The sequence below is a fragment of the Sphingobacterium sp. BS-2 genome, assembly GCF_046161205.1.
Classification (GTDB): domain Bacteria; phylum Bacteroidota; class Bacteroidia; order Sphingobacteriales; family Sphingobacteriaceae; genus Sphingobacterium; species Sphingobacterium mizutaii.
Genome location: NZ_JBIXGO010000018.1, coordinates 354228 through 378582, shown reverse-complemented (window position 1 = coordinate 378582; position 24355 = coordinate 354228). Strand labels below are relative to the sequence as shown.

The following is a 24355-nucleotide window of genomic DNA, read 5'->3' as shown; positions in this document are numbered from 1 at the left end:
GCCAGTCCTTCCCTTCGGACTGGCTTTTATCTCTTATGTATTATGCGAATTAAACATCTTATTCTTTTCGTCTTTGCCGGATTAGGTACGGTTCAAGCTCAAGACTATATCAATGACACCAAAGCGGTCAAAACTTATCTTGATCAAGAGAAAACCAAATTTATTCAAGATCTTAAGTTGGATTCTAAATCTAAATATGAGACCTTAAATCATCTTATGGATCTGGGTGAATGGAACTTAGTAAACAATGAATTAAACCTAGGAAAGAAACTTAATGCTCAAGAAGCAGCTGTATTAAAATTTAAATACCATTGGCTAAACAATGATTTCAAAGCTGCGGAACAAGACCTATTAAAATTAAGTAAAAAAGATCAAGCTGACCTGAAAGTACAACGTGCTTTTGCCATTCTAAAAATTGAGGCTTGGGAATTGGAAACAGCCGAGCAAATGAGTAAAGCTCTTTTGCTTAAAAATCCAAATGACATCGAAACAAACCTTGTTTTGGGAAGGGCCTTGATGCTACAGAAAAAGTACCCTGAGGCTTTAGCCTTAGCGAATAGTCTTATTGAGAAAATGCCTAATAATGCTGCTGGGTATTTTTTGAAAGCAGATGTTTTCTTTTGGGACCAAAAACCTAAAGACGCTGAGGAAGTATTGGTCAAAGGATTGAAATTAAATCCTTTGAATGCGGATGCCAGGTTTTATTATGGTTATGCAATCTGGAGAAGGATTGATGCGACTCAATTAGGTGATATGGTTGCCCAATGGGAAATTGCATTGGCGCTAAATCCATTGCATTTTCAATCTCATTGGCATTTAGGAAATGGCCATACCAATTTGACCTACGCCGATTATGTGGATGAAAATGAAAAAACCATCAGACATGAGTTGGAGGAGGCCGATGAATTGTTCACCGGAAACAAAATTGAGGCAGCGCTTCAAAAGGTAGATCAAATAGAAAAAGCACATCCAAAATCCGTATTACCTGAAATGCACAAAGCATCCCTGTTGTACGGTGATTTTGATGCCTCCGATCGGAAACAAAGATTGGATAATGCGGAAAAGATTTTCTTAAATATTTTAAATGAAAAGCACCATTATGGGCCTGCCCACAATGGATTGGCAGCAGTTATCAAATCCAAAAGAATTCCTTATCTGAAAACTTATCCTAGTATAAGTGCAGCAATAAAAAATCCTAATATTACCAATATGCATGATTTCTTGGAGGTCTTTCCTGATCTTGCTTATTATCCTGGAAATGTTGCAAAAGGCATGGCTTGGAATCAATTGTATACTGCTACGGTATATTTTCCATTTTTGGTAAAACAACATCGCGTGTTTGTCGTTCCGCCATTGCATATCGATTTGGCTTTAGCCATGAAAGCTCCTTACTTCAGGTTTAACTCAACTTTTGACAATCGTCAATGGATGGATATCCGTGGAGTAGGATCGGGTGCTGCAGCCATTGAATATGTGGAGCGTGGAGCATTTCAAGAAAGAAATGTGATCTTGCACGAATATGTGCATCTGTTCCATGGTCAGGTATTGACAGATAAGCAAAATAGAAAGATCCGTGAGCTATATTATAATGCCATGGAAAATGGACTGACCCTAGACTATTATTCACAGAACAATGAGTCTGAGTATTTAGCGCAGACCTATCCGGCCTATTTTGAAATGGTTAAAGTGCATCCATTGGATTTTAAATCGATGAATACCTTGAACGACCTGAAGACCAAGGATCCTAAGATGTATGCCTTTTTGGATGATATGATCACTAAAGAGAAAGCTTATTTGGCCGGTGATAAACAGGCTATGGCTTCGAATTGGTCTGAGGTATATGTGAATTTAGCTAGAAACTCAGCTAAGAATGACCTTAAAGAGGCGTATTCTTATCTGGATACTGCACTTCAATATGATCAGCAATATTTGCCAGCTTTCGTTGATTATGCTGAATATTTGTTGTCAGAGGGTAATTATGATGAGGCTTCAAACCGATTGAAATCTGCGAAAGCAATCGATGCTAATTATGCTCCTATTTATTCGGTAGAAGGGAATATCCTTATGGCTACCCAACCTAATAATTTAGCAGCGCAGGCGGCATTGCTCAAAAAAGCTTATGATATCGAAGTCGATTACATGGAAAAAGCTAAGAACTCTGGAATCTTAAGGAATTTCTATTTCCAAAGAGGTATGCTGAAACAAGCCATGGATGTGGCGGATGAGTATGTGAAAAATGGATCGGAGATCTCTACCTATCTACGGGATAGAAAAGATGATTCCAAGACTTTCAAGGCATGGCAGAAATCATTGCTAGGTTATGCTGATGAGATTGCTGTTTTATCACATTTAGCTGCTCAGAAACCGCAAAATTATATTATCCGTACGCAACATATTGAAGCTTTGACTGCAAATGGGAAATATGATGAAGCATTGAAAAATCTACAACAGATCTATCGTACTCTGCAAGCTTCTCAAGTGAACCGACCAGAGTTTGAATTGCTATTTGCTGAGGTCTATGCCAAACAAGGGAAAACCAAAGAATTGAATGAGTTCTTGGATAAATTGATGGTAAGAGGTGGTGATCCAATTCGATTGGAACCTTTGTATAACCAAAGATTGGTGAGGCTGTTGGCGGCCAATAACAGATTGGATGATGCAAAGGCATTTCGCCAAAAATTGAAAAGCAATAACAGCCTGTTTTATAGAGCATCGGATTTAGTCAGTCAGGCATTGATCAATTTAAAAGAAAGCAATACGGATAAGGCATTAAGTCTTCTTGACGAAGCATTAGCACTATATCCTTATGAAGTAGATGGGATTAAGTTGTTGAAAGAAATAGGGAAAACTGACAATAAAGCAGATAATATTTTAACTAATCGTTTAAAAGGAGTGGAAATTCCAGCAATTTTATAGCATCTTTACAAATTAAAATTATTACATGAATACATACGAATTAATTTCCATTGGCCTTTATATGCTATTGATGGTTCTGATAGGTTTTTATTCCTGGAAGAAATCAACGAGTAACTCAGAGGAGTTTTTAATTGGAGGGCGTAAAATGGGCGCCGCAGTTACCGCATTGTCCGCCGGCGCTGCTGATATGAGTGGTTGGTTATTGATGGGTTTGCCAGGTGCGATGTACGCCGCCGGATTATCCAGTTCTTGGATAGCCATTGGCTTGACCATCGGAGCTTTCCTAAATTATGTTTTAGTCGCCCCAAGGTTGCGCGTTTATACTGAGGTTGCCAAGAACTCCATTACATTACCAGTGTTTTTTGAAAACAGATTCCATGATAAGACTCAATTGTTGAAAATTGCGTCATCGGTGTTTATCCTGGTTTTCTTTACCTTATATACCTCTGCAGGTATGGTTTCGGGAGGACGTTTGTTTGAATCAGCCTTTAATATGGATTATTACACTGGTTTGTATGTAACGACTTTTGTCGTGGTTCTGTATACTTTTTTAGGTGGTTTCTTGGCGGTAAGTTTAACAGACTTCGTACAAGGTACCATTATGGTAACGGCCCTTGTAATCTTGCCTATTGTGATGGTTACACAGATTGGTGGCTTAGGGGAAACCATTAGCATTATTGACAATAAAAATTCGGATTACCTGGACTTATTTAAAGGAACGACCACCATCTCCATTGTTTCCCTTCTTGCTTGGGGATTAGGATATTTTGGTCAACCCCATATATTGGTTCGTTTCATGGCAATTGATAGTGTTAAAGACATTCCGAAAGCTAGAAATATCGGTATTACCTGGATGATTTTCACAGTAGGTGGTGCTATGTTGGTAGGTCTTTTCGGGATTGCCTATTTAGCTAAATTTGATACGGCTACCATGTCCAAGTTTGATGGATCGAAGGAAATGGCTGAAACTATCTTTATCTACACTTCAAGGGTGTTATTCCATCCTTTGATCGGTGGATTCCTATTGTCGGCGATCCTAGCTGCAGTAATGAGTACAATTTCTTCTCAATTATTGGTGACTTCGAGTTCCATGACGGAAGATATCTACCGAACCTTCTTCAACAAGCAAGCTTCCGCAAAGACTATGTTGCAAGTGAGCAGACTTTCCGTTTTGATTGTTGCTGTGATTGCATTGTTATTATCCCTGAATCCTAAGGATAGTATCTTGAATTTGGTTGGAAATGCTTGGGCTGGATTTGGTGCCGCATTTGGACCAATTGTGTTATTATCCCTTCTGTGGAAAAGAACTACTGCTATGGCCGGTTTGTTAGGAATGTTAGTTGGAGGTGCCGTCGTGTTATTGTGGGTATATGTACCTCATGATCATAAGGACGTTTATGAAATGATTCCGGGCTTTATATTGAGCTTTTTAACCATTGTCATAGTTTCCTTGTTATCAAAACCTGTAAATCAGGAAATTCAGGATGAGTTCGATGAAGTAAAACGCATCGTCAAATCATAGATAAACAACAGATTGATTATTAAGCGCTGGTCGGATTCGATCAGCGCTTTACTTTTTTATAGGGTCAGATTAAAGAACAGGCGTAACTTTATATCCTTTGTCCTTCAATAATTGGATAACACCATTTTTACCTAATAAATGTCCTGCACCAACGGCAAAGAATGTTGGGTTGGCTTTCATCATTTCAGGCATTTTAGTCAACCATTCTTGATTTCTTTTGGTCAACATCATTTCTTCTTTTTCTGGACTAAAGGAAGAGGTCTTAAACAATAACTCTTCAACCTCAGAAACTTTATTGTTAAAATATTTGGACACCAAATCCTTGGTTGTTGCCTTCATTTTATCCAGATCCCTTAGGTAAGTATAAAGGTCTTCAGCCTTGAAGAATTCGTTCATTAAGTTGATCTGGAATTCCGCTGTTTCCAGTTCATCAACTGGTTTGCCAGCAGCTCCTTCTAATTTCAGCAATTCTAATTCCATCGATTTCATGTCCTTAGGATCTTGACATTCAAAAGCCTGCATGGACAAAATAGACAACAGCACTGCTGGACCTACTTGATCTAACATAGCAGGTGATAGGTTCTTGGCAGTCAGGACAGAGTCGATCAATTGTTTCTTTTCAGGTGCTAGACCATCAAAGAAACCCGGAACTGGTCCGATATGGGCCTGTAATGATTTGACAGTTTCTGGATTGCTAGCATTAAGTTCTAGAGCAATACGGTCGGTTGTTTTGACGGCTTCTTTAATTTTATCTTCCATTTTGAAATCAGGACCACATGCCATGTGGATGGTGCCAAGGACATAAGAATCCTTTGTTAATCCGTTTCCTGATACTTTCCATAGGAATGTTTCTTTGTTCTGGGCAAATAAGGCAATGGTCATCATAATTGCCATTGCAGTAAGGATTAGTTTTTTCATATTGTTTTAGTGTAAATTCAAATAGTAAGTATATGATCGTAATCAATCGTTACAATAAATGTGCTAATAATTAGAAACTGGAATAAAAAGAAAATAAAAAGGGACGATTTTAGTTCGTCCCTTTCTGTTATTCTCCAGTTTTCAATTTGAAATCTCCAAGAGTTTCAAATTTGATTTTACTTGGATGGTTTTTATCAAAGTATAACCTATGTGTATTCTTGATGTAATCTTCAGCCTTGGCTTTATAGATATCCATAAATTGATTAGGGTTTCTATCTGCTAATGGGAACCAAGTGTGTTGGATCTGCACCATGATTTTATGTCCTGCTTTGAAAGTATGTGCTACATCTGGCAACACCACACTCACAGGTGTAATTTCATTGGGTTTGAATGCTTCTGGATTACTAAAGCTATTGCGGAATTTACCACGTAGGATTTCTCCTCTAACTAGCATTTGGTAATTAGGCATTACTACTTTTTCATTAACTGCAGATGTTGCAGAAGAGCTGTCCGGGTATACATCGATGATCTTCACGATAAAATCAGCATCGGTGCCTGTCATCGAAACATTTAAGTCGGCAACAACCGGACCTGCCATGGTAATGTCCGAGGTTAATACCCCTGTTTCAAAAACCATGACATCTGGACGATTGGCCACGAAACGTTGATCTGCGATCATGTATTCTCTGGTTCTGTTTTCAATCAGACCTTCTTGGAAAGGAACCGGTTTGTTCGGGTCACTCACGTACTCTACAAAGGATTCAGCTTTCTCGTCAGCTTGGGTTGTGATCTTGCCATTTCCGTTCAGGAAAAGCTCACTAGTGTACACATCTTTTGGCGGCCATTGGTCAAAATTCTTCCATTCATTGGCGCCAGTGAAAAAGATGTTGGCTTCGGAAGGGTTGAAGGATCCTTCACCTTTTAGGTAGTATTCAAAGAAAGGTGCTTCAAATTTCTTTTGGTAATCCAAGCTTGTTTTTTGTCCAAAGCGGATATCGCCAAAATAATCACCTTCTCCACGAACCCATCCTCCATGGAACCAAGGTCCCATTACCAAGATGGAGTTATTCTTTTTGTTGCGTTTTTCGATTTGTTTGTAGGTTTGGAAAGCACCATACGTGTCCTCTGCATCGTAAAGACCGCCAACCACCATTACAGCCGGTTTAACGTCGTTTAGATGATTGGTGATAGTTCTAGCCACCCAGAAGCTGTCTAGGGTGCTGTGCTTCGCCAAATTGTCCCAGAACTTAACGGTATGGCTTAGGTATTCATTTTTTAAGCCTGATAAAGTTGGGTTGTCCAAAAAGAACTTGTAAAGGTCCTTTGAAGGTAACTGAAATCCTTTTGGTCCATTTTCATTGGTAATCGGTTTTGGTCTTGGCGCATCGAAGGAATACATGAAACGGAAAGCATCTGCCAAGAATAAAGCTCCTCCATGGTGAAAATCATCACCAATGAACCAGTCGGTAACTGGCGCTTGCGGAGAAACTGCTTTCAATGCTGGATGGCTACCCACTAGGCTTACAGTAGAATAGAACCCTGGGTAGGAGATACCATACATACCCACTTTGCCATTATTTCCTTTTAGATTCTTTACCAACCAATCGATGGTGTCGTAAGTATCCGTACTTTCATCAATGGTATGCTTGTTTTCTTTGGTTTTGGTCGGGCGAATGTCTTCAAAAGTACCTTCACTCATCCATTTACCACGTACATCTTGGTAAACGAAGATATAACCCTTTTTCATCATCTCTGGGAAATTTCCCAAACTGGCCTTGAATTTCCCTTCGCCATAGGGGGCAACGGTATAAGGAGTTCGGTTCAGCATGATAGGGTATTTCTTCGACTTGTCTTTTGGGGAATAGATTGAGGTGAACAGTCGTGTACCATCTCTCATGGTGATGTACTGTTCGGTTTTGTCATAATGCGTTTTTACATAATCGGCATTGGCATCCTGACCTTTGCTTTGTATACCTAATAGGAGGAAAAGGATACAAAGAGTTAATAATTTCTTCATTTGGATAGGTTTTTTATTTTAGTTTAATAAAGTTAAAGTTATACTTTTTTTGATAACTTAGGTTAACATTAATACATTATTTATATGAGCATTAAAGAAGGATTTTTAGTAGAATTGGAGCGCGAAACCAATAACACAAGAAGGATCTTAGATCGATTGAAAGATGAGGACTTGTCTTTTAAACCTCATGAAAAATCCATGTCATTAGGCAATTTAGCGGGGCATATTGTAGAGCTGCATAATTGGGTTTCAGATGCTTTGACGAAAAACGATTTTAACTTAGCGACTGACTATAAACCATTTCACCCAAACAGTGTGGAGGAACTGAAGAAAGCACTAGATGAAGGGTATAAAAGAAATGAAAAAACTATCGACGAATTTCCAGAAGAGGATTGGTTCGGCAAATGGACAATGAGAGTCGATACCTACGTTGTGGGTGAGATGCCAAAACTTGGAGCACTTCGTTTTGTGATCAATAATCATTTGATTCATCATAGAGGTCAGTTGACTGTTTACCTAAGATTGTTGGATATTCCTGTACCGGGTTTGTATGGACCTTCTGCAGATGAAAAGAAATAGGTAGATTTCAAAAAAATTAAATGCCAGAAGATAACCTTCTGGCATTTTTTGTTAAATATGGAAGGAATTAATGATATTTTTAATACTGAATATGAGTAGTTTATAAATATTTTTCAGTTTTTTTATTTTTCCATGTAATAGATGGGCAGTGCAATCTGTCTTGTTATTAAATAAGCACTAATAATGATGAACCAAGAGACCTTTAAAAATACGGTATTTGTCCTGAAGGATAAGTTGTACCGGTTTGCAAATAGGTTTCTGGAACATCAGGAAGATGCTTACGATCTGGTACAGGAGGTGATGATGAAACTGTGGGAGCAGAGGGGTCAATTGACACAGTTGAAGAGTGTAGAAGCTTTTGCCATGCAAATGGTCAGAAATATGGCCTACAACAAAATTGATAAACTGGGAAGGCATGCGAAATATTTAAATCAATTGCCCGCAGAGATTCAACATGAGAAGTATCCATCGATGACCAAAGAGCTAATCATGAAAATGATCGATGGGTTGCCGGAAAAGCAACGGCTGGTGATGTACCTAAGGGATATTGAAGAATATGAAATTGTAGACATCGCCGAGATGGCAGGGCTGGAAGAGAATGCAGTGAGGGTCAATCTCTCTAGAGCTAGGAACAGCGTAAGAGTAAACTTAACTAAGGTTTTTGAATATGAAAAGAGAAGAATTGGATAAGCTGAAAGCTAAATACTGGGAAGGTAAGACATCCCTGGAAGAGGAGCGTCAGCTGAAAGAACTGGAGAATGAAGAATTCTTTTCCATGCTCAAGCAACCTGAGGAAAAGATGGACTGGGATTTTGAGAGTTTTATGGATGAAGTCGAAGCTGAAATACCGGCTGAAAAGAAAATCATTCCATTGTCTCGAAGAATCATTACACTGACTAGTATTGCGGCCTCTTTGCTTTTGGGATTTTTCCTGATCCGCCAATTCAATGGCAATACGGATATTCAAAATCCTAAAAAAGTTGCTGTAGCGAATGAAAGTCCGAAAGCATTGGATGTGGAGCTGCCTAAGGACGAACCTACAGCTGTCGCTGAGGATGATTGGCGCAATGGTCAGCATGAGGAGGAAAGTTCCTTTAAAAGCACGCAATTAGCCTCTACAAGGAAACCTTCAGCGCAGGCTCAACAAGCAGTGCAAGCTGAACCTGATAAGAATGAAGAGTTGTTTGTTGAAGTCAATGGCGTCAGGATCTATGATGAAGAGAAAGCTCTTGAGGTTACGGAGACTGCCTTGCATTTTGCTGCCTCTAATTTGAAGAAAGGGATGGAGGGAGTTGAAAACATTAAGTATTTAAAAATTGAAATCTAAAAAAATGAAAACTATGAAAACGTTCATGTTAATAATCAGCCTATTTGTGGCAAGCATGGCACAGGCTCAGATCTCTAAATTGGATCAAATATTTGAGCAATATAAGGAGCAAAAAGGGGTTACTTCGATCAAGATTGGTAAACCAATGTTCAAGATGTTGAACAAGATGAAGATCAATGATGCCGACGTGGAAACCATCAAACCGTTATTGAGCAAGATCAATTCCATCAAGATGTTGGTTTTTGAAAATGCAGGTTCCTCCATCCAGAAGGAAGTAAGTTCAGCAATTGGAAACCTTAAATACGAAGAATTGTTGGTGATCAATTCCGATGGTGACAAAATCCGATTCTTAGCTGAAAATGTTGAAGGCGATTTCTTGAATAACCTGTTGCTGAGTATCAACTCCGATGAAGAAACTGTATTCATGATCCTTGATGGAGCCGTGAAATACGACGACATCAATGCCCTAGTAAACAATAACGAAAACTAACCTTAATAAAACTAACATTATGAAACGCTACATTGGAATTATTTGTGCCGCTATTATTTTCTTCAGCATGCAAAGTTGCATGATAAAACGGGGAGCAAACATGGATTTCGCAAAAGGCACTAAACTGTCAGGTGATGCTGAAATTGTATCTATCAATGTCCCAGGAATCCTGATGAAAACATTTATCCGTGGAAAAATCAGGGAATTGCGTGAAGATGATCCTGCATTAGCCTTGGCCTTGAAGAAGATCAAGAAAATTAAATTGATGGCTGTTTCAGGAGGTGGAAGGGATTCCAACCTATACGAAAAATTCAACAGTTATCTGGTGAAGAATGATTTTGAGGAGCTAATGAGTATTTACAGTGATGGCTCAAAGATTTCCATCAATACAAAAACAAAAGGGGATAGGATAAAGAATGTCATGTTGGGTATCACGGATGAGGAAGATCAGGTGTTTGTGGATCTGAAATCAGATATCAATCTAAATGAACTCAATCAACTGATTGAACATTATGAAAGCAGCCAGCAAGATAAAAAGGATAAGAAAATGGAAAATTCAGAAGAATCTTAAGTTTCGTTGTTTAGTTAATAAAAAAGCCTGGCTCATTCGAGTCAGGCTTTCTTTATGATTTTCGCTTAAGGGAATTATTTAGCTAATTCTTCAGCGATTGCTTTTCCAATTTCAGCAGGTGATTCAACAACACGGATACCACATTCTTCCATGATTTTCATCTTAGCAGCAGCAGTATCATCAGCACCACCAACGATTGCACCAGCGTGACCCATACGGCGTCCCGGAGGCGCTGTTTGTCCAGCGATGAAACCAACAACTGGTTTAGTTCCGTTTTCTTTGATCCAACGAGCAGCTTCAGCTTCCATTCCACCACCGATCTCACCAATCATGATGATACCTTTGGTTTCTGGGTCGTTCATCAACAACTCAACAGCTTCTTTCGTTGTAGTTCCAATGATCGGGTCACCACCAATTCCGATAGCTGTAGTGATTCCTAATCCTGCTTTCACAGTTTGGTCTACTGCTTCGTAAGTCAAAGTACCTGATTTAGATACCACACCTACAGAACCTTTTTTGAAGATGAAACCTGGCATGATACCAATCTTAGCTTCTTCAGCAGTGATGATACCAGGACAGTTAGGGCCGATTAAACGTGAGTTTTTGTCGCTCAAGTAAGATTTTACTTGAATCATGTCTTTTGTTGGAATACCTTCGGTAATACAAACAATTAAAGCAATACCAGCAGCAGCAGCTTCCATGATAGCGTCAGCAGCAAATGCAGGTGGAACAAAAATAATAGAAACATTTGCACCTGTAGCATCAACAGCATCTTGAACAGTGTTGAATACTGGGCGGTCTAAGTGTGTTTGGCCACCTTTACCAGGAGTAACACCACCTACTACGTTTGTACCGTACTCAATCATTTGAGACGCATGATAAGTACCTTCGTTTCCGGTAAAACCTTGAACGATTACTTTGGAATCTTTATTTACTAATACACTCATTTTGTCTTATTTTTTGCAACGCAAATCTACTATTTTGATATGACTTCTAAAAATCAGATAGGTAGGTATTTTGTTATTTTTTAATAAACTTGGTTTTATTGATTAAATCCCACAGTACTATACCTATGGTAACAGAAACATTGAAGGAATGTTTTGTCCCAAATTGAGGGATTTCCAAGGTGCCATCCGCGATCGCAATGATATCCTCTTCCACACCATGGACCTCGTTGCCAAAAACTACCGCATACTTCTTTTTTGTTACAGGTTCAAAGGTCTCCAAGGAGATGCTGTTATTGGTTTGTTCGATCGCATAGACCTCAAATCCTTCCTCCTTTAATTTTTTAATGGCATCCACGCTGTCTTTCTCGTATTCCCAAGTGACAGATTGGGTGGCTCCTAACGCCGTCTTTTCTATTTCACGATGCGGTGGAGTAGCCGTAATACCACATAAAACGATCTTATCAATGGCAAAAGCATCTGCCGTACGAAAGGCGGAACCTACATTGTGCATGCTCCTCACATTGTCCAATACAATGACTAGGGGAGTTTTCTCTTGAGATTTAAAGGTTTCAACATCAACCCGATTGAGCTGATCCATGGATAATTTTTGCATCTTGCAAAGATAATCATTTCGAAAAATTAAAAATGATTTTGAATATTAGATTTTCTGTGTTATTTTTGCAGTCCGAAATAAAGTATAAAAGATTTAAAATATTATATAGCTAAGAGAAATGGCAAATCATAAATCGTCGATCAAAAGAATTAGAGCTAACGCTGCGAAGCGTTTAAGAAACCGTTACCAAGCGAAAACTACACGTAACGCAATCAAGAAATTACGTAACACTACTTCTGCAGAAGAAGCTAAAGAATTATTGCCACGCGTGGTATCTATGCTTGATCGTCTTGCAAAGAAGAATGTTATCCACAAGAAAAAAGCTTCTAACAACAAGTCTAAGTTGACTAAATTCGTTAATAAATTAGCGTAATCTAAGCTTTCTTTATAAAATATTGTAGGGGTGTTTTACAACATCCCTTTTCTTGTTTGTATACTTTTCTGATTCTGTCCTCAACTTGCTGGAGTAGCAAGGGCACAATAAAAAAGCGACGCTGACCAAATGGTCAGCGTCGCTTTTTTATAATTGAATATTTATTTACTCAGGATAGATTTCACTACCTGATCTAATTTCTGTTTGTCGCCTTTATAGGAGTCTAGGTCATAAAGTTCAACCTTGCGGAAATCAATAGGGTGGCTTTCACTTTGCAGATAGATATAGCCTTTATCCAATAATTTTCCGTCTTGTTTCACTTTTGGATCCACTGGTGATGCACTTCCACCACCGATTTGCGGTTTATTATATTCCAAAACTACCTGTCCATCTAGTACGTGTTGGATCAATGAATCACCAAGCACTACAAACTCTGCCGTTACCCATTGGTCACCGTGGTAAGTCTTGGATTTCGAACTTAAGCAGTGTGGGGTGAATAACTTGTCGTTGATCACTACGTTGGTTCCAGGAGTACAAAGGTTAGAGGTTGTGCGTTCGTCCTTGCCGTTTCCGCCCAAGAGTTGTCCTTCGATAGAGATCGGGAAATCTTGGTCTTTCAACATGGTTTTAGGGTCTTGGCCGTGCAACATGGCGCCGCTATTGGCCCATGCCCAGCCTTCACCACCTTTGCTCTGCTCGCCTACAAATCTATATTCCAGTCTTAGCACATAATAACCATAAGGTTTATTGAATGCTAAGTGGCCATATTGTTGGTTAAAATCATCATATCCGTCATAACGCACTTTCAAAAGCCCATCTTCAACTCTGAATGTATTAGCATAGTTGTCGCCTACTTCATGCAATCTAATCTTAGGAGTCCAATCTTTGATATCCTTGCCATTAAATAACTGAATAGGTTTAGGGGTTTTTACGGTTGTTTTTTGGTTGACTTGGGAGGTTGCTGAGCAGGAAAACATAGTTCCCAGTAGCAAACCGGCGATAATGGTCTTGAAATTCATTTATTAAGGATTATAAAAGTAAATTACGGTTTTTTACATATTCACTTGGGCGCACGCCAATAACCTTGTTAAAGGTATTGCTAAATGTAGGCAAACTGTTGTACCCTACCCGCAGCGCCACTTCATTCACGCTAAGTTTGTCGTCCAAAAGAAGTTTCAATGAGGTTAACATCCTTAAGATCGTGAAGTACTGAATATACGACATTGCCAGTTCTTTTTGAAATAATCTAGCCAATGTCCGCTCAGAAATATCGAAATGCTCGGCTAAACTCTTAAAACTGATGTTCTCGGCAATGTTCTGTTCCAGGTAAGTAATGATCTGTTTGAGTTTGTCATTCTTGGGATACGGCAAAGCCAATGGAAGCTCCGTTTGTGAAAGCTCCGGAAGGATGAGCTTAAATGCTTTCGCGATAGAATAGCGAGGTTCCTCCTCTGGGAAGATATTTCCATTCCAGCGATTGGTAAACATGATCAATTCAATCAAAAGATCGTTGACTGGATAGATATTTACCTTATCAAAAAAGTCTGTGTCGGTCTCGTACTTAGGAAAGTACAGGTTTCTCATCACCACCTCGGCGCTACTAGGATGTATGCTATGCTTTACATGAGGAGGGATCCAGATATAATGTCTGGCAGGAAGAAAATAAGACTTCTCGGCGGTCTTCAAAAAGACAACCCCGCCTTCGGTGTATAGGAACTGACCTTTTTTGTGTGAGTGCTCAGTAACCGAGTCTCCCATTACGGCATGATGACAATAGATACTGTTGTCATAAGTATCTACTTCTGTCATATAATATTTATCAATATATTCCTTTTGCATCCAGATGAGGCGTTAATGTGGGATAAATTTCCTGTTTTTATTTGAGAAAAGCAAAACAAGGGCGTTTTCAGGACCACACGCCACAAGTGTTTGCCTTACATTTTTGAAATATTTTAAAAAAAAGATACCCACATCTTTTGATTATTATCGCTTTTGCTCTAAATTAACAGCATCTAACATCAATCTATGGCTATTTCTTATCAGTTCCTCGAGAATTCTATAGTAATCATGTATGGTAAGTAATCGGTTACTTTATATTTTATCAAAAAAAGTAACTGGCTACAATGGATAATTTATTAAATAAAATATTGACTAATATTGCCTCACTCTTTTAGAGGGAACACAAATGTATTGATATGTTGGACAGAATACGTCTCGAAAGACTCAAAGAAAAAGTTACTACTGCCGAAGAAGCTGTCAAATTAATCGAAGACGGTATGGTTGTAGGCTCCAGTGGATTTACCAAAGCTGGAGATAGTAAGGTCATCTTACCCGCACTAGCTGAACGCGCCAAAAAAGAAAATATTAAGATCACTTTAATGACAGGAGCATCCCTTGGTCATGGTACCGATGGGAAACTTGCCGAGGCTGGTGCCTTGAAAAAGCGGATGCCATTCCAGGTAGACCCTGTCTTGAGGAGTAAGATCAATAATGGAGAGGTCCTTTTCATTGATCAACACTTAAGTGAAAGTGCCGAACTCCTACATAATAAAAACCTTCCAGATGTGGATATCGCTGTCTTGGAGGTTGCCTATATCGACAGAGATGGAAGTGTGGTTCCAACCACTTCTGTAGGAAACTCTGTTACATTTGCGGCCTTGGCAAAAAAGGTAATCCTGGAAATCAATACTTCTGTTCATGAGAATGTGTATGGTATCCACGATATCTACCAAGCCGAAGACTACCCCCACAGAAACGTGATCCCAATTGTCGCTCCATGGAATAAGATCGGAAGAAAAACCATCCCTTTAAATCCAGATAAGGTAGCTGCCATTGTGTTTACCAGTCAACATGATAGTCCTGCCGATATCGCTCCACCTGATGAGAAAACAACTAAGATTGCCGAGCACATCTTGGAGTTTTTTGAAGAAGAGGTAAATCTAGGTCACTTATCGGATCGATTGCTTCCTATCCAGGCTGGAATCGGAAAAGTAGCCAATGCCGTATTGACGGGTTTCTTGCATAGTAATTTCTATGACCTGACCATGTTCTCAGAGGTATTGCAGGATTCAGCATTTGACTTAATGGATGCTGGTAAATTGAGCTTTGCATCGGCATCCTCGGTTACTGTATCCAAAGAATGCTATGACAGGGTTTTTGATAACCTGCAGAAATACCGCGACAAGTTCGTGCTTCGTCCTCAGAATATTTCCAATACCCCAGGTTTGATCCGTCGTTTGGGCATCATCGCCATCAATACCGCTATTGAATTTGATATCTATGGCAATGTGAATTCTACCCATATCGGTGGAACCAAGATCATGAATGGGATTGGGGGCTCAGGAGATTTCGCAAGGAATGCTTATCTGAGCATTTTCGTGACCCAAGCCGCATCTAAGGACAACAAGATTTCGCATATCCTGCCGATGGTGTCCCATACAGACCATACAGAGCACGATGTCGACATCTTGGTAACAGATATCGGTCTGGCGGATTTGCGCGGACTGGCGCCACGGGAGAGGGCACAGAAGATCATTGACAACTGTGTGCATCCAGACTATAGAGAAGAATTACAATCTTATTTCGACCGTGCTTGTGAGCGCGGCGGACATACCCCACATTTGTTGGAAGAAGCCTTCAGTTGGCATATTCGTTTCAATGAAACAGGAAGTATGAAAAAATAATAATAGACTATTGTTTTATTTATTGCAAAAAAGCTTAGAGAAATTTCTCTAAGCTTTTTTTTTGGAATTTAATTTTTGATTGAAATCTTATCTGGTCAAACCAGAAAAGGTCTTAATTCTACTATCTGTTTCTTCCTGGCAAATAAATCTGGAAACCAACGGACAATCCAAGTCCATTCTGAGTTCCAGAAGCATTAATATTGGCTTTTGAATAATTGTAGCCTGCCATAACTTCCAATGCCACTGTTTGTGTGATGAAATGGGCATAACCTACATTTGCTCCAAGGTTTAAGGATACATCATCACCTGCAGAGCTACCACCGATACCGACATCACCCTGTCCAAAGAAACGACCTGTTGCGCTCGCTCCTCCAGGGAAATAATAACGAACAAATGGCGAAATACCATAACCCCAATTATTAGGGTTGTCATCTTTTCCCGAAGTAAAACCCAGATTTGCCTGAGCACCAATTGCAATACCATCTGAAATAAAGTACCCTGCACGTGGATTCAACTGGATATTGAAGGATTCTCCTTCAAAGCTATATCCTAAGCTACCTACAGATCCACCAATCATCCAATTCCCTTGTCTGATCGGAGCCATACCAACATCCGCTGAAGATTGAGGTACGGTTTTTACTTCTACCTGTGCTGTGCTATAGGATAAGCAGCCTACTGATAAGGCTAATGTTAGTAGTAAATTTTTCATAATAATCTTGTTTTCTTTTAACTTATCAACAAGATGCAATTAATAATGTTTTCGTATTGATAAAATTTTATCTTTTGTAGGATATAGGTTACAACATATAAAAAGCCATGTTAATCCATATTAACAAGGCTTAGGCTATATTTTCTCTGTAAATTATATTAATTAATAAAAGGCGATTCTAAGTTTCTTTTTTTGATATAGAAATCCAATGCTTTATAGGCTTCAAATGGTCGGTCAGTCGATAGCACATCCGCACCCCTTACTATAAAATCGGCATATAACTGGTATCCGGCTCTTTCCGCAGAGCGGTCCAAGTTGCCTATGGTTCCCAAGATAGATTTTATCCCATGCTGTCTCAACAAAGTATATAGGGCAGTGTCAGGCTCTCTCGTACCTACAAAAGCAATCAATCGGGTATCAGGGATGCTCATCTCGCTCAAGCGGTTCAGGTCATCGGTATTCTTGATCGTAGCGGAGATCATAAGGTCTGGAGCCAATCTGTTTACGACCTCGGCTTGATTAGCCGAGTAGGTAATGATGATGCTGTTTGCTTCCGCTTTCGTCTTACGGATCAATTCAATCACTTTTTCATAAGGCACCGATTTCTTGACATCCAAGGTATAGATGACCCTGCCAATCCCCCATTGCAGCGCATCTTCGAGGGTCGGGATTCTATAATTGGTTACCACCCCATTGTTATCCTTCAGCTTTAATTCTTTCAGCTCCTCAAAAGTTTTCCTAGAGAGTTTCCCTTTACCGGTTGTGGTACGGTCCAAGGTTTCATCGTGCATCAATACCAAAACAGAGTCCTTGGTCATGGCAATATCGCATTCAATGATGGCCGGCATCTTACTCGCCACCTCCGCAAATGTCGGAATGGCATTTTCAGGAAAACCATCACTCGGACCTCCACGATGGGCACTTACCAAAGGGTAGGAGTTCTCATTGTAAGTCAAGAAATGGTACAGGTCATCCACTGTCTTCAGGTTGAATACCTGATCCACCTGCGGCATATTGTTTACACCGCCAGAACTGTTGGTCCTAAAGCAGGACGAAGACAGCACTGTAAGTATAATAGTGATAAAAATAGATGAATAAACTCTATTGCTCATGTAATTCAATGTTTGCTTTTACTAAGGAAACTAACTCTTCCAAAGGGGTATTGATCTGATCGACTAAAATATGGGCACGATCATAGAATGGGTTTCTTTCTTCCAATTTGCTCTCAATAAAGGCCAAGAGCTCTTCTCCTGTGAATCCTTTCAAGGCTGGTCTCTTGTTTATATCCGATTGGCTTAACCTGTTCCATAATGATTTTGGGCTATGTTTCAGATAAAGGACCGTTCCATTTTCCAATAACCAATCCATGTTCTCAAAATAACATGGCGTACCTCCTCCAGTTGATATAATGCCTGATTTATCTTTTTGGGCATGAAGGATCTCTCTTTCAATTTCCCTGAACTTCTCTTCTCCATGCAGTGCGAAATACTCAGGGATACTCATTCCGATATGCTCAACGATTTCATGGTCTAGGTCCACAAAAGGAACCTGTAAGGCATTCGCCAATTTCTTTCCCCAAGTGGTCTTCCCACTTCCCATAAAGCCAATCAAGAAAACTGGTCGCTGAATCATTCTACTTTGTCTAAATATTTAGTTATTAACTCATGTTTGCTAGGAAAATTGTACTGAGACCATTTTTTGACCACGGTACCATTCAGCATCAGCATAACTCCAGGGTTAGCCCTTACCATACTTTTCAAAGGAACGGCATCCACATAGAAAGTTTCTAATACCAGGTCCATTTGATCATTCAGGTAGTTTACCTCATCAGAAGACGAAGCTGTTGCCAAGATTGCCCTGATATTATAATCCTCAGAAAGGTCCCTGATTGTCGAGTTGATGCGGTCTAATGCAGCCAGATCAAATGGAGACATTTTCTTTAGGTCAGTGCTCACCACGATAAAATTATAATAGGGATTTTGGATCACTTCTTCGGTACGGTCAGTCCCATCCATATCCGTGATAATCAAATCAGGAATCTTAACCTCATATCCTTTTTTGATCAATCTCGTCTGTGGATCCCCCACCACTTCCCAATTCTCATCCTCCCAAAGCTTATCACCCATATACTCCTTGTCCGTCACTTTCTTCGTCTCATTGGTCGTTTTATTCTTCAGTTCATAGATATGTTCGAATACATCCGGTTCAGCACCTTCTGGCGCCTTCATCAATTCTGGAATATTATTTCCCTCCTTGTATGGAAGAAAATCCTTGAATGGAAGGAAGTAATAGGTGTAGATACCAATACCAAAAGAGCCCAGGATAATTAAAGCAGCTAGCAAGTTCCTGGTAAACAGGCTTCTGATAAATGGCTTGATCTGATCCCTTTTCAAAAAGATGTATACAATTAGCAATAATAAGATCAGGTCCTTAAAGAATGACTGCCAAGGGGTCAATGGGATGGCATCACCAAAACATCCACAAGATTTGACTACTTCAAAAAATGCGGAGTAAAAGGTCAAAAACGTAAAAAATATGATCAGAAGCAATAAGCCCCAAGCCACTTTCTTACCTGCAATCCCCAAAATCAATAGACCACCTAAGATGATCTCAAGCGCACAAAGGAAAATTGCAATCCATGTGGCATAGTCATTTAAGAACCCAAGATTGAGCACATGGAAATATTCTTGCAGCTTATAGCCAAATCCCATCGGATCATTGGCCTTTATCAGTCCGGAGAAGATAAATAATAATCCAACCAGAATCCTAGCAATCCATAATAAAACATTAGGTTTGGGTTGTTTCGTTTGGGAATAGCTCTGTGTATAAGTCATGTTGTTTGTTATTTTGCCAAGCCTAGTTTGATCAGTGCAAAGACTGCATAGTTTAGCATATCTTGATAGTTCGCTTGTAATCCTTCTGATACCAATGTTTGGCCATTATTGTCCTCAATCTGTTTTACCCGATGCAATTTCATCAAAATCAGATCGGTCATCGATGAAACACGCATATCTCGCCAAGCTTCTCCATAATCATGGTTTTTGGCAAACATCAGGTCCCTAGTTTCATTCACCTTCTCGCTGTATTTTTCTTCCACGATTTTTGGATCTAGGTTTTCGTTCTCCGTATTGCCAAATTCCAATTGAATCAAAGCAATCACACAATAATTGATGATACCAATGAATTCATCGACAACACCTTCGCCAACTTTTGACTCCTTCTTTTCTTCCAATGAACGGATACGGGCAGCCTTGATGTAAATCTGATCAGTCAAAGAACTTAATCGTAAAATTCGCCAAGCTGTACCATAGTCTTTGGTCTTTTTAATAAATAGCTCTTGGCAGATGTTGATAATACGATTGTATTCTGTATTTGTATCCATAAATTGATTTTTCATTATAGTATGAGTCTCACAAATATAGCTAGAATATCCTTAACCTTTAAGTCACTTTGCTGTACAATTTCCTCGAATATCAATATTTATGAGCACTTTCGATTAACTTTGAAGGATGGAATCTGCCAGGTTTAATGATCTTTCTTACCTCGAAAAAGGAACCCCGCTGCAACGGAAATCTTATGCATTGATCCATAATCATCAGATTATGCAAGCTTTGCATGAATTCAATCCCATCCTTATCGGTACCATTCCCATTGATATTGCTGTATGGAATAGCGATTTGGATATTGCCTGTGAGGTGTATGATCTCGATAAATTTGAAAGAAAATGTCATGAAAATTTCGAAAAACACAATGGATACAGCTTTAAAGTAGAAACTGTGCGTGGAATAGAAGTTGGAATTGCTAACTTTAAAATTGATGATATGTTGCTGGAAGTCTATGGAGAGGGGAGACCAGTGCCTGAACAGTATGGATATAGACATCTGCTGATCGAGGCCAGGATTTTAGAAACCTTTGGCAAGGAATTCAAAAAGCAGATTATCAAGTTGAAGGAGCAAGGGATGAAAACAGAACCTGCTTTTGCCAAATTATTGAAGATCAAAGGAGATCCTTATGAGGGTCTCCTAAACTATAATATAGAATAGATGCTGGAAATAAAGAGTCCTGAAATAAGAGAGGTGAATATCATCCGATATATCCAACCTTTTCGCGAAGGTGGGTCACTGCCTGGCTTGGTTGATGCGGATGATGGATTTAGCTATGTGATCAAGTTCCGTGGCGCAGGGCAAGGTAAAAAAGCCTTGGTTGCCGAATTTATCGGTGGCGAACTCGCTAGGTTCTTAGGGTTGCGCGTTCCTGAAATGGTATATGCCAATCTGGATGAAGGATTTGGCAGAACTGAACCGGATGAAGAGATCCAAGACCTGCTCAAGTTTTCTGTAGGAAAGAATCTCGGCGTAAGTTATCTGAATGGGGCGATCACCTTTGATACCAATGTAGATGAAATTTCTTCTGAAGAAGCCTCCAAGATCGTTTGGTTGGACGCCCTGCTGATGAATGTGGACCGTACCGTGAAAAACACCAATATGCTGATCTGGCATAAAGAATTATGGCTGATTGACCATGGGGCAGCACTATATTTCCACCATAACTGGGACAATTGGGAAGAAACCGTCGATAAGCCATTCGTACAGATCAAGGACCATGTCCTCTTATCCAAAGCTAAGGATGTAGCCCAGATTGATGCAAGCTATAAAGAGCTGTTCAACAAAGAAAATATCAGGAAAATCCTAGATGTAATACCCGATGAATGGTTGATTGATGAGGTTCGCCATCTAAGCGCTGATGAGGTCCGTGAAGTTTATGTGGAGTTTATTTCTAGAAGAGCTAGCCATTCTGAAATTTTTGTAAATCAAATTCAACATGCAGGATAGGACATTATACGAATATGCTGTAGTTAGACTGGTCCCTCGTGTCGAAAGGGAGGAGTTTGTCAATGTTGGAGTGCTCTTGTATTGCAGAAAACAACGCTATGCCAATATCCTATTCCATCTGGATGAAGGCCGCTGCGAATTGTTATGTAAGGATATTGACTTTGATCAGATACGGGCTCATTTGGAATCCATGAAGCAAGTCTGTTTAGGAAGCAAAGCGGGTGGAGCCCTTGCCCAATTGGACCAAACGGAACGTTTTCGTTGGTTAACCGCAAAACGGAGCACCTTGATCCAATGCTCTGCCGTTCATCCAGGCTTATGCTTAGATGCTGAAAAAACACATCAGGAACTATTTGAAAAACTAGTACTTTAAATTTTAAAATAATTCAACCTACCCATGATAATGGAGGATTTTTATCAACATATATACGAGAAACAACAGGCAGTCCAAGATATGCCCAGTAATAAGGCGATTGCCCATTGGGCAATAGAATTGCTGCACCTGTTGTTCCCTGAACGAAATTCAAGAACTTTCAATACGGTTCAGGAAATTGAAGCTGCCTTTAAGCAGGCTGAGGCCGATCTTTATCTTTTGCTCTTCAAAACGAAAGCATGCTCCAGCTGCAATATCAAAAAAGTGTCCGAAAAGTTTTTTGCCAACCTTCCTTCCATCTATCAGCGCATGCTGACCGATGCCGAAGCCATCATGGAAGGCGACCCGGCAGCACAGAGTTTAAATGAAGTGATCCGGACCTATCCCGGCTTTTTGGCGATCAGTATCTATCGATTGGCCAATGAACTATGGATCCAAGGAATCCCATTGATTCCACGGATCTTAACGGAACATGCACATTCCAAAACGGGTATCGATATCCATCCGGGAGCATTTATCGATGAATACCTACATATCGACCATGGTACCGGTATCGTGATTGGAGAGACCTGTAGGATCGGTAAACATGTCAAACTATACCAAGGGGTCACCTTGGGAGCCCTGAGTGTGGAAAAGAACATGGCCAATACCCAGCGTCATCCCATTATCGAAGACCATGTCATCATCTACGCTGGTGCGACCATTTTGGGTGGTGAAACCGTGGTGGGGCATCACTCGGTGATAGGGGGGAATGTCTGGTTGACCAGCAGCGTTGACCCTTATACCACCGTATATCATCAACCTAATTCTAAATTTATTGATTCTAAACCTTTAGCATAATGGCGAATATCATAGACTTAATTGGAAATACACCGATGGTGGAAATCAAAGGATTTCATGACAACCCAAAGGTGAAAATATATGCAAAATTAGAAGGGAATAATCCCGGCGGCTCGGTAAAAGACCGTGCGGCTTTAAATATGATCCGTTCTGCGATGGAACGTGGCGAAATCAATAAAGACAGCAAATTGATTGAAGCGACCAGTGGCAATACAGGTATTGCCTTGGCCATGATCGCCAGTATGTATGGCTTGGAGATTGAGCTCGTAATGCCCTCTACTTCGACAAGGGAAAGGACATTGACCATGGAAGCTTTTGGTGGAAAGGTTACATTGTTGGACAATATGGAAGTAAGCCGTGATTATGCTGAAGAAAAAGCTGCAACGGGTGAATATTTCATTCTCAATCAATTTTCCAACCCCGACAATTACGAAGCGCATGTCAAGACAACTGGCCCTGAGATCTGGCGAGATACCGATGGCAAGATTACCCACTTTGTGAGTGCAATGGGAACTACCGGTACCATCATGGGCTGTTCGATCTATTTGAAAGGTCAGAATCCTGAGGTTCAGATCGTCGGCTGTCAACCTACTGAAGAGTCCTCTATTCCCGGCATCAGAAGATGGCCAGAGGAATATCTTCCCAAGATTTTTGATCCAAGTAGAGTGGATCGTATTATAGACATCGACCAAAAAGATGCAACCCAGAGAGCAAGGGAATTGGCTAGAAAAGAAGGGGTATTTGCGGGTATGAGCTCAGGAGGAGCTTTCCAAGCAGCCTTGACCGTAGCCAATGAAATCGATGAAGGCATTATCGTATTTATCGTTTGTGATAGAGGCGATCGATACCTCAGTTCAGACCTCTTTGGTTAAGAGATATTGATAAAAAAGAATCGGGGCTTTCATTTGAAAGCCCCGATTCTTTTTATGTTAAAGTTTCTATTTATTGTCCCTAGACCAGATCTCAAAGATCGGGTCACCTTTAGAGCTCAAGCCACTATGGTTCCAAGCGCCATCTTTGATTTCGCCTTCAAAGGACAAGGAAGCGCCGACCCGGCTATTGTCTCGGGAGAAGAATAAGATGTTCTCGGTATATTTCTTATCCTTAAAACTATATTTTCCTCCACCAGTACCATAAAATCCCTTTTCCGCAGGATTGATGGCAATCCATTGGAAATAGCCATCTACCAATATTTTGATGGTTTTTCTATCGCCGCGAGGTATGGTTGACATTTTATCTTTTTCTTTCCTGCCGGTTATTCGCCACAAACCATCCAAATCCTGTTTATTGGCGGTTTGTTTTGTGAAGTTCAGGTTCCCCATTTTGATGCCTTTGCCATCTAATTGGGCATTCGTGGCCTTTTCGGTGCCAATCTCAGCGGGATTGGCATCATTATATTCCACTTTTACCTGGATTCCATTGTTTGCTGTGCTAAATGGACCTCCCCAGGTGGAAATATACTTATTGTCCTCATATTGGATATAGGAACTATAGCCATCGACAAATAGCCATAGGTGATTGACATTTCCATCTTTTGCGAGGTAAGCTCCATGTAGGGGCTGCTTGGATTGAGCTATGACTGCAAAGCCCATCAGCAGAATGGCCAAACTTAAAAATAATCTTTTCATGTTGTGATTCTGTTGGT

At 40.0% G+C, this 24355-nt stretch carries 26 protein-coding genes; 14 read left to right on the top strand and 12 right to left on the bottom strand.

Annotated elements, in window-relative coordinates:
- Nucleotides 1-42 precede the first annotated feature (42 nt).
- Nucleotides 43-2916, top strand: a complete 2874-nt coding sequence (locus ACK2WI_RS11865) for a tetratricopeptide repeat protein (protein ID WP_409150994.1) — start codon at nt 43-45, stop codon at nt 2914-2916.
- 25 nt (nt 2917-2941) lie between these two features.
- Nucleotides 2942-4438 carry a sodium/proline symporter PutP gene (gene putP, locus ACK2WI_RS11860; protein WP_313368726.1) on the top strand — a complete coding sequence of 499 codons (1497 nt, stop codon included), beginning with the start codon at nt 2942-2944 and terminating at the stop codon, nt 4436-4438.
- 69 nt (nt 4439-4507) lie between these two features.
- On the opposite strand, the gene ACK2WI_RS11855 is transcribed toward putP, so the two are convergent.
- Together ACK2WI_RS11855 and ACK2WI_RS11850 are read right to left on the bottom strand one after the other, a co-directional pair.
- Complete coding sequence (locus ACK2WI_RS11855; protein WP_093098472.1) at nt 4508-5356, bottom strand: TraB/GumN family protein; 849 nt, start codon at nt 5354-5356, stop codon at nt 4508-4510.
- 127 nt (nt 5357-5483) lie between these two features.
- On the bottom strand, nt 5484-7373 hold the full coding sequence (locus tag ACK2WI_RS11850; protein WP_409150992.1) for a CocE/NonD family hydrolase: 1890 nt from the start codon (nt 7371-7373) through the stop codon (nt 5484-5486).
- A gap of 84 nt (nt 7374-7457) precedes the next feature.
- On the opposite strand from ACK2WI_RS11850, the gene ACK2WI_RS11845 reads away from it, so the two are divergent.
- From ACK2WI_RS11845 to ACK2WI_RS11825, 5 genes are all read left to right on the top strand, one after another.
- Nucleotides 7458-7952 carry a DinB family protein gene (locus ACK2WI_RS11845; RefSeq protein WP_312698296.1) on the top strand — a complete coding sequence of 165 codons (495 nt, stop codon included), beginning with the start codon at nt 7458-7460 and terminating at the stop codon, nt 7950-7952.
- Nucleotides 7953-8135: 183 nt separating this feature from the next.
- A complete protein-coding gene (locus tag ACK2WI_RS11840; protein ID WP_409150991.1) occupies nt 8136-8642 on the top strand; it encodes an RNA polymerase sigma factor in 507 nt (168 codons plus the stop codon).
- Complete coding sequence (locus ACK2WI_RS11835) at nt 8620-9279, top strand: hypothetical protein (RefSeq protein WP_409150989.1); 660 nt, start codon at nt 8620-8622, stop codon at nt 9277-9279. Before ACK2WI_RS11840 ends, ACK2WI_RS11835 begins: the two co-directional genes overlap by 23 nt.
- A gap of 13 nt (nt 9280-9292) precedes the next feature.
- Nucleotides 9293-9769, top strand: a complete 477-nt coding sequence (locus tag ACK2WI_RS11830) for a DUF4252 domain-containing protein (protein WP_093098525.1) — start codon at nt 9293-9295, stop codon at nt 9767-9769.
- Between the two features lie 19 nt (nt 9770-9788).
- Complete coding sequence (locus ACK2WI_RS11825) at nt 9789-10340, top strand: DUF4252 domain-containing protein (RefSeq protein ID WP_409150987.1); 552 nt, start codon at nt 9789-9791, stop codon at nt 10338-10340.
- Nucleotides 10341-10414: 74 nt separating this feature from the next.
- On the opposite strand, the gene sucD is transcribed toward ACK2WI_RS11825, so the two are convergent.
- Together sucD and ACK2WI_RS11815 are read right to left on the bottom strand one after the other, a co-directional pair.
- Complete coding sequence (gene sucD / locus ACK2WI_RS11820) at nt 10415-11287, bottom strand: succinate--CoA ligase subunit alpha (RefSeq protein WP_093098465.1); 873 nt, start codon at nt 11285-11287, stop codon at nt 10415-10417.
- A 73-nt stretch (nt 11288-11360) separates the two neighbouring features.
- Nucleotides 11361-11900 (bottom strand): RNA methyltransferase, encoded by a 540-nt coding sequence (locus ACK2WI_RS11815; protein ID WP_409150986.1) that lies wholly within the window; start codon nt 11898-11900, stop codon nt 11361-11363.
- A 118-nt stretch (nt 11901-12018) separates the two neighbouring features.
- Here ACK2WI_RS11815 and rpsT point away from each other — a divergent pair, with 118 nt between their 5' ends.
- Nucleotides 12019-12273 (top strand): 30S ribosomal protein S20, encoded by a 255-nt coding sequence (rpsT, locus tag ACK2WI_RS11810; protein WP_093098462.1) that lies wholly within the window; start codon nt 12019-12021, stop codon nt 12271-12273.
- A 161-nt stretch (nt 12274-12434) separates the two neighbouring features.
- On the opposite strand, the gene ACK2WI_RS11805 is transcribed toward rpsT, so the two are convergent.
- Nucleotides 12435-13292, bottom strand: coding sequence for a DUF1080 domain-containing protein (locus tag ACK2WI_RS11805; RefSeq protein ID WP_236736505.1), 858 nt, complete (start codon nt 13290-13292; stop codon nt 12435-12437).
- A 10-nt stretch (nt 13293-13302) separates the two neighbouring features.
- Nucleotides 13303-14082, bottom strand: a complete 780-nt coding sequence (locus tag ACK2WI_RS11800; RefSeq protein WP_236736504.1) for an AraC family transcriptional regulator — start codon at nt 14080-14082, stop codon at nt 13303-13305.
- A 386-nt stretch (nt 14083-14468) separates the two neighbouring features.
- Between ACK2WI_RS11800 and ACK2WI_RS11795 the strand changes: the two genes are divergently transcribed.
- Complete coding sequence (locus ACK2WI_RS11795; RefSeq protein ID WP_093098459.1) at nt 14469-15956, top strand: succinate CoA transferase; 1488 nt, start codon at nt 14469-14471, stop codon at nt 15954-15956.
- Nucleotides 15957-16077: 121 nt separating this feature from the next.
- Here the strand turns inward: ACK2WI_RS11795 and ACK2WI_RS11790 are convergent, their stop codons facing one another.
- The 5 genes from ACK2WI_RS11790 to ACK2WI_RS11770 form a co-directional block, all read right to left on the bottom strand.
- On the bottom strand, nt 16078-16665 hold the full coding sequence (locus ACK2WI_RS11790) for a hypothetical protein (RefSeq protein ID WP_093098522.1): 588 nt from the start codon (nt 16663-16665) through the stop codon (nt 16078-16080).
- A gap of 158 nt (nt 16666-16823) precedes the next feature.
- Nucleotides 16824-17777 (bottom strand): glycerophosphodiester phosphodiesterase family protein, encoded by a 954-nt coding sequence (locus tag ACK2WI_RS11785; protein WP_409150984.1) that lies wholly within the window; start codon nt 17775-17777, stop codon nt 16824-16826.
- Complete coding sequence (locus tag ACK2WI_RS11780; protein WP_313368908.1) at nt 17767-18297, bottom strand: shikimate kinase; 531 nt, start codon at nt 18295-18297, stop codon at nt 17767-17769. Before ACK2WI_RS11780 ends, ACK2WI_RS11785 begins: the two co-directional genes overlap by 11 nt.
- Nucleotides 18294-19499 carry a BT_3928 family protein gene (locus ACK2WI_RS11775; protein ID WP_409150981.1) on the bottom strand — a complete coding sequence of 402 codons (1206 nt, stop codon included), beginning with the start codon at nt 19497-19499 and terminating at the stop codon, nt 18294-18296. Before ACK2WI_RS11775 ends, ACK2WI_RS11780 begins: the two co-directional genes overlap by 4 nt.
- A gap of 8 nt (nt 19500-19507) precedes the next feature.
- Nucleotides 19508-20047, bottom strand: a complete 540-nt coding sequence (locus ACK2WI_RS11770; protein ID WP_093098517.1) for a DUF1599 domain-containing protein — start codon at nt 20045-20047, stop codon at nt 19508-19510.
- Between the two features lie 127 nt (nt 20048-20174).
- Between ACK2WI_RS11770 and ACK2WI_RS11765 the strand changes: the two genes are divergently transcribed.
- From ACK2WI_RS11765 to cysM, 5 genes are read left to right on the top strand one after another with little or no spacing between them, the layout of a single operon-like run.
- Nucleotides 20175-20708: a DUF4269 domain-containing protein gene (locus ACK2WI_RS11765; RefSeq protein ID WP_093098456.1), complete on the top strand. Its 534-nt coding sequence runs from the start codon at nt 20175-20177 to the stop codon at nt 20706-20708.
- Nucleotides 20709-21497, top strand: a complete 789-nt coding sequence (locus ACK2WI_RS11760) for a HipA family kinase (RefSeq protein WP_409150979.1) — start codon at nt 20709-20711, stop codon at nt 21495-21497.
- Nucleotides 21487-21870, top strand: a complete 384-nt coding sequence (locus tag ACK2WI_RS11755; RefSeq protein ID WP_409150977.1) for a DUF3037 domain-containing protein — start codon at nt 21487-21489, stop codon at nt 21868-21870. The genes ACK2WI_RS11760 and ACK2WI_RS11755 overlap by 11 nt, the downstream gene beginning before the upstream one ends.
- 30 nt (nt 21871-21900) lie before the next feature.
- On the top strand, nt 21901-22710 hold the full coding sequence (locus tag ACK2WI_RS11750) for a serine O-acetyltransferase (protein WP_373865688.1): 810 nt from the start codon (nt 21901-21903) through the stop codon (nt 22708-22710).
- The gene (gene cysM / locus ACK2WI_RS11745) at nt 22710-23582 is read left to right on the top strand and encodes a cysteine synthase CysM (protein WP_093098451.1); all 873 of its coding nucleotides are present in this window, start codon (nt 22710-22712) and stop codon (nt 23580-23582) included. The genes ACK2WI_RS11750 and cysM overlap by 1 nt, the downstream gene beginning before the upstream one ends.
- 66 nt (nt 23583-23648) lie before the next feature.
- Here cysM and ACK2WI_RS11740 read toward each other — a convergent pair whose 3' ends face one another.
- A complete protein-coding gene (locus ACK2WI_RS11740; protein ID WP_409150974.1) occupies nt 23649-24338 on the bottom strand; it encodes a hypothetical protein in 690 nt (229 codons plus the stop codon).
- Between the last annotated feature and the right edge of the window lie 17 nt (nt 24339-24355).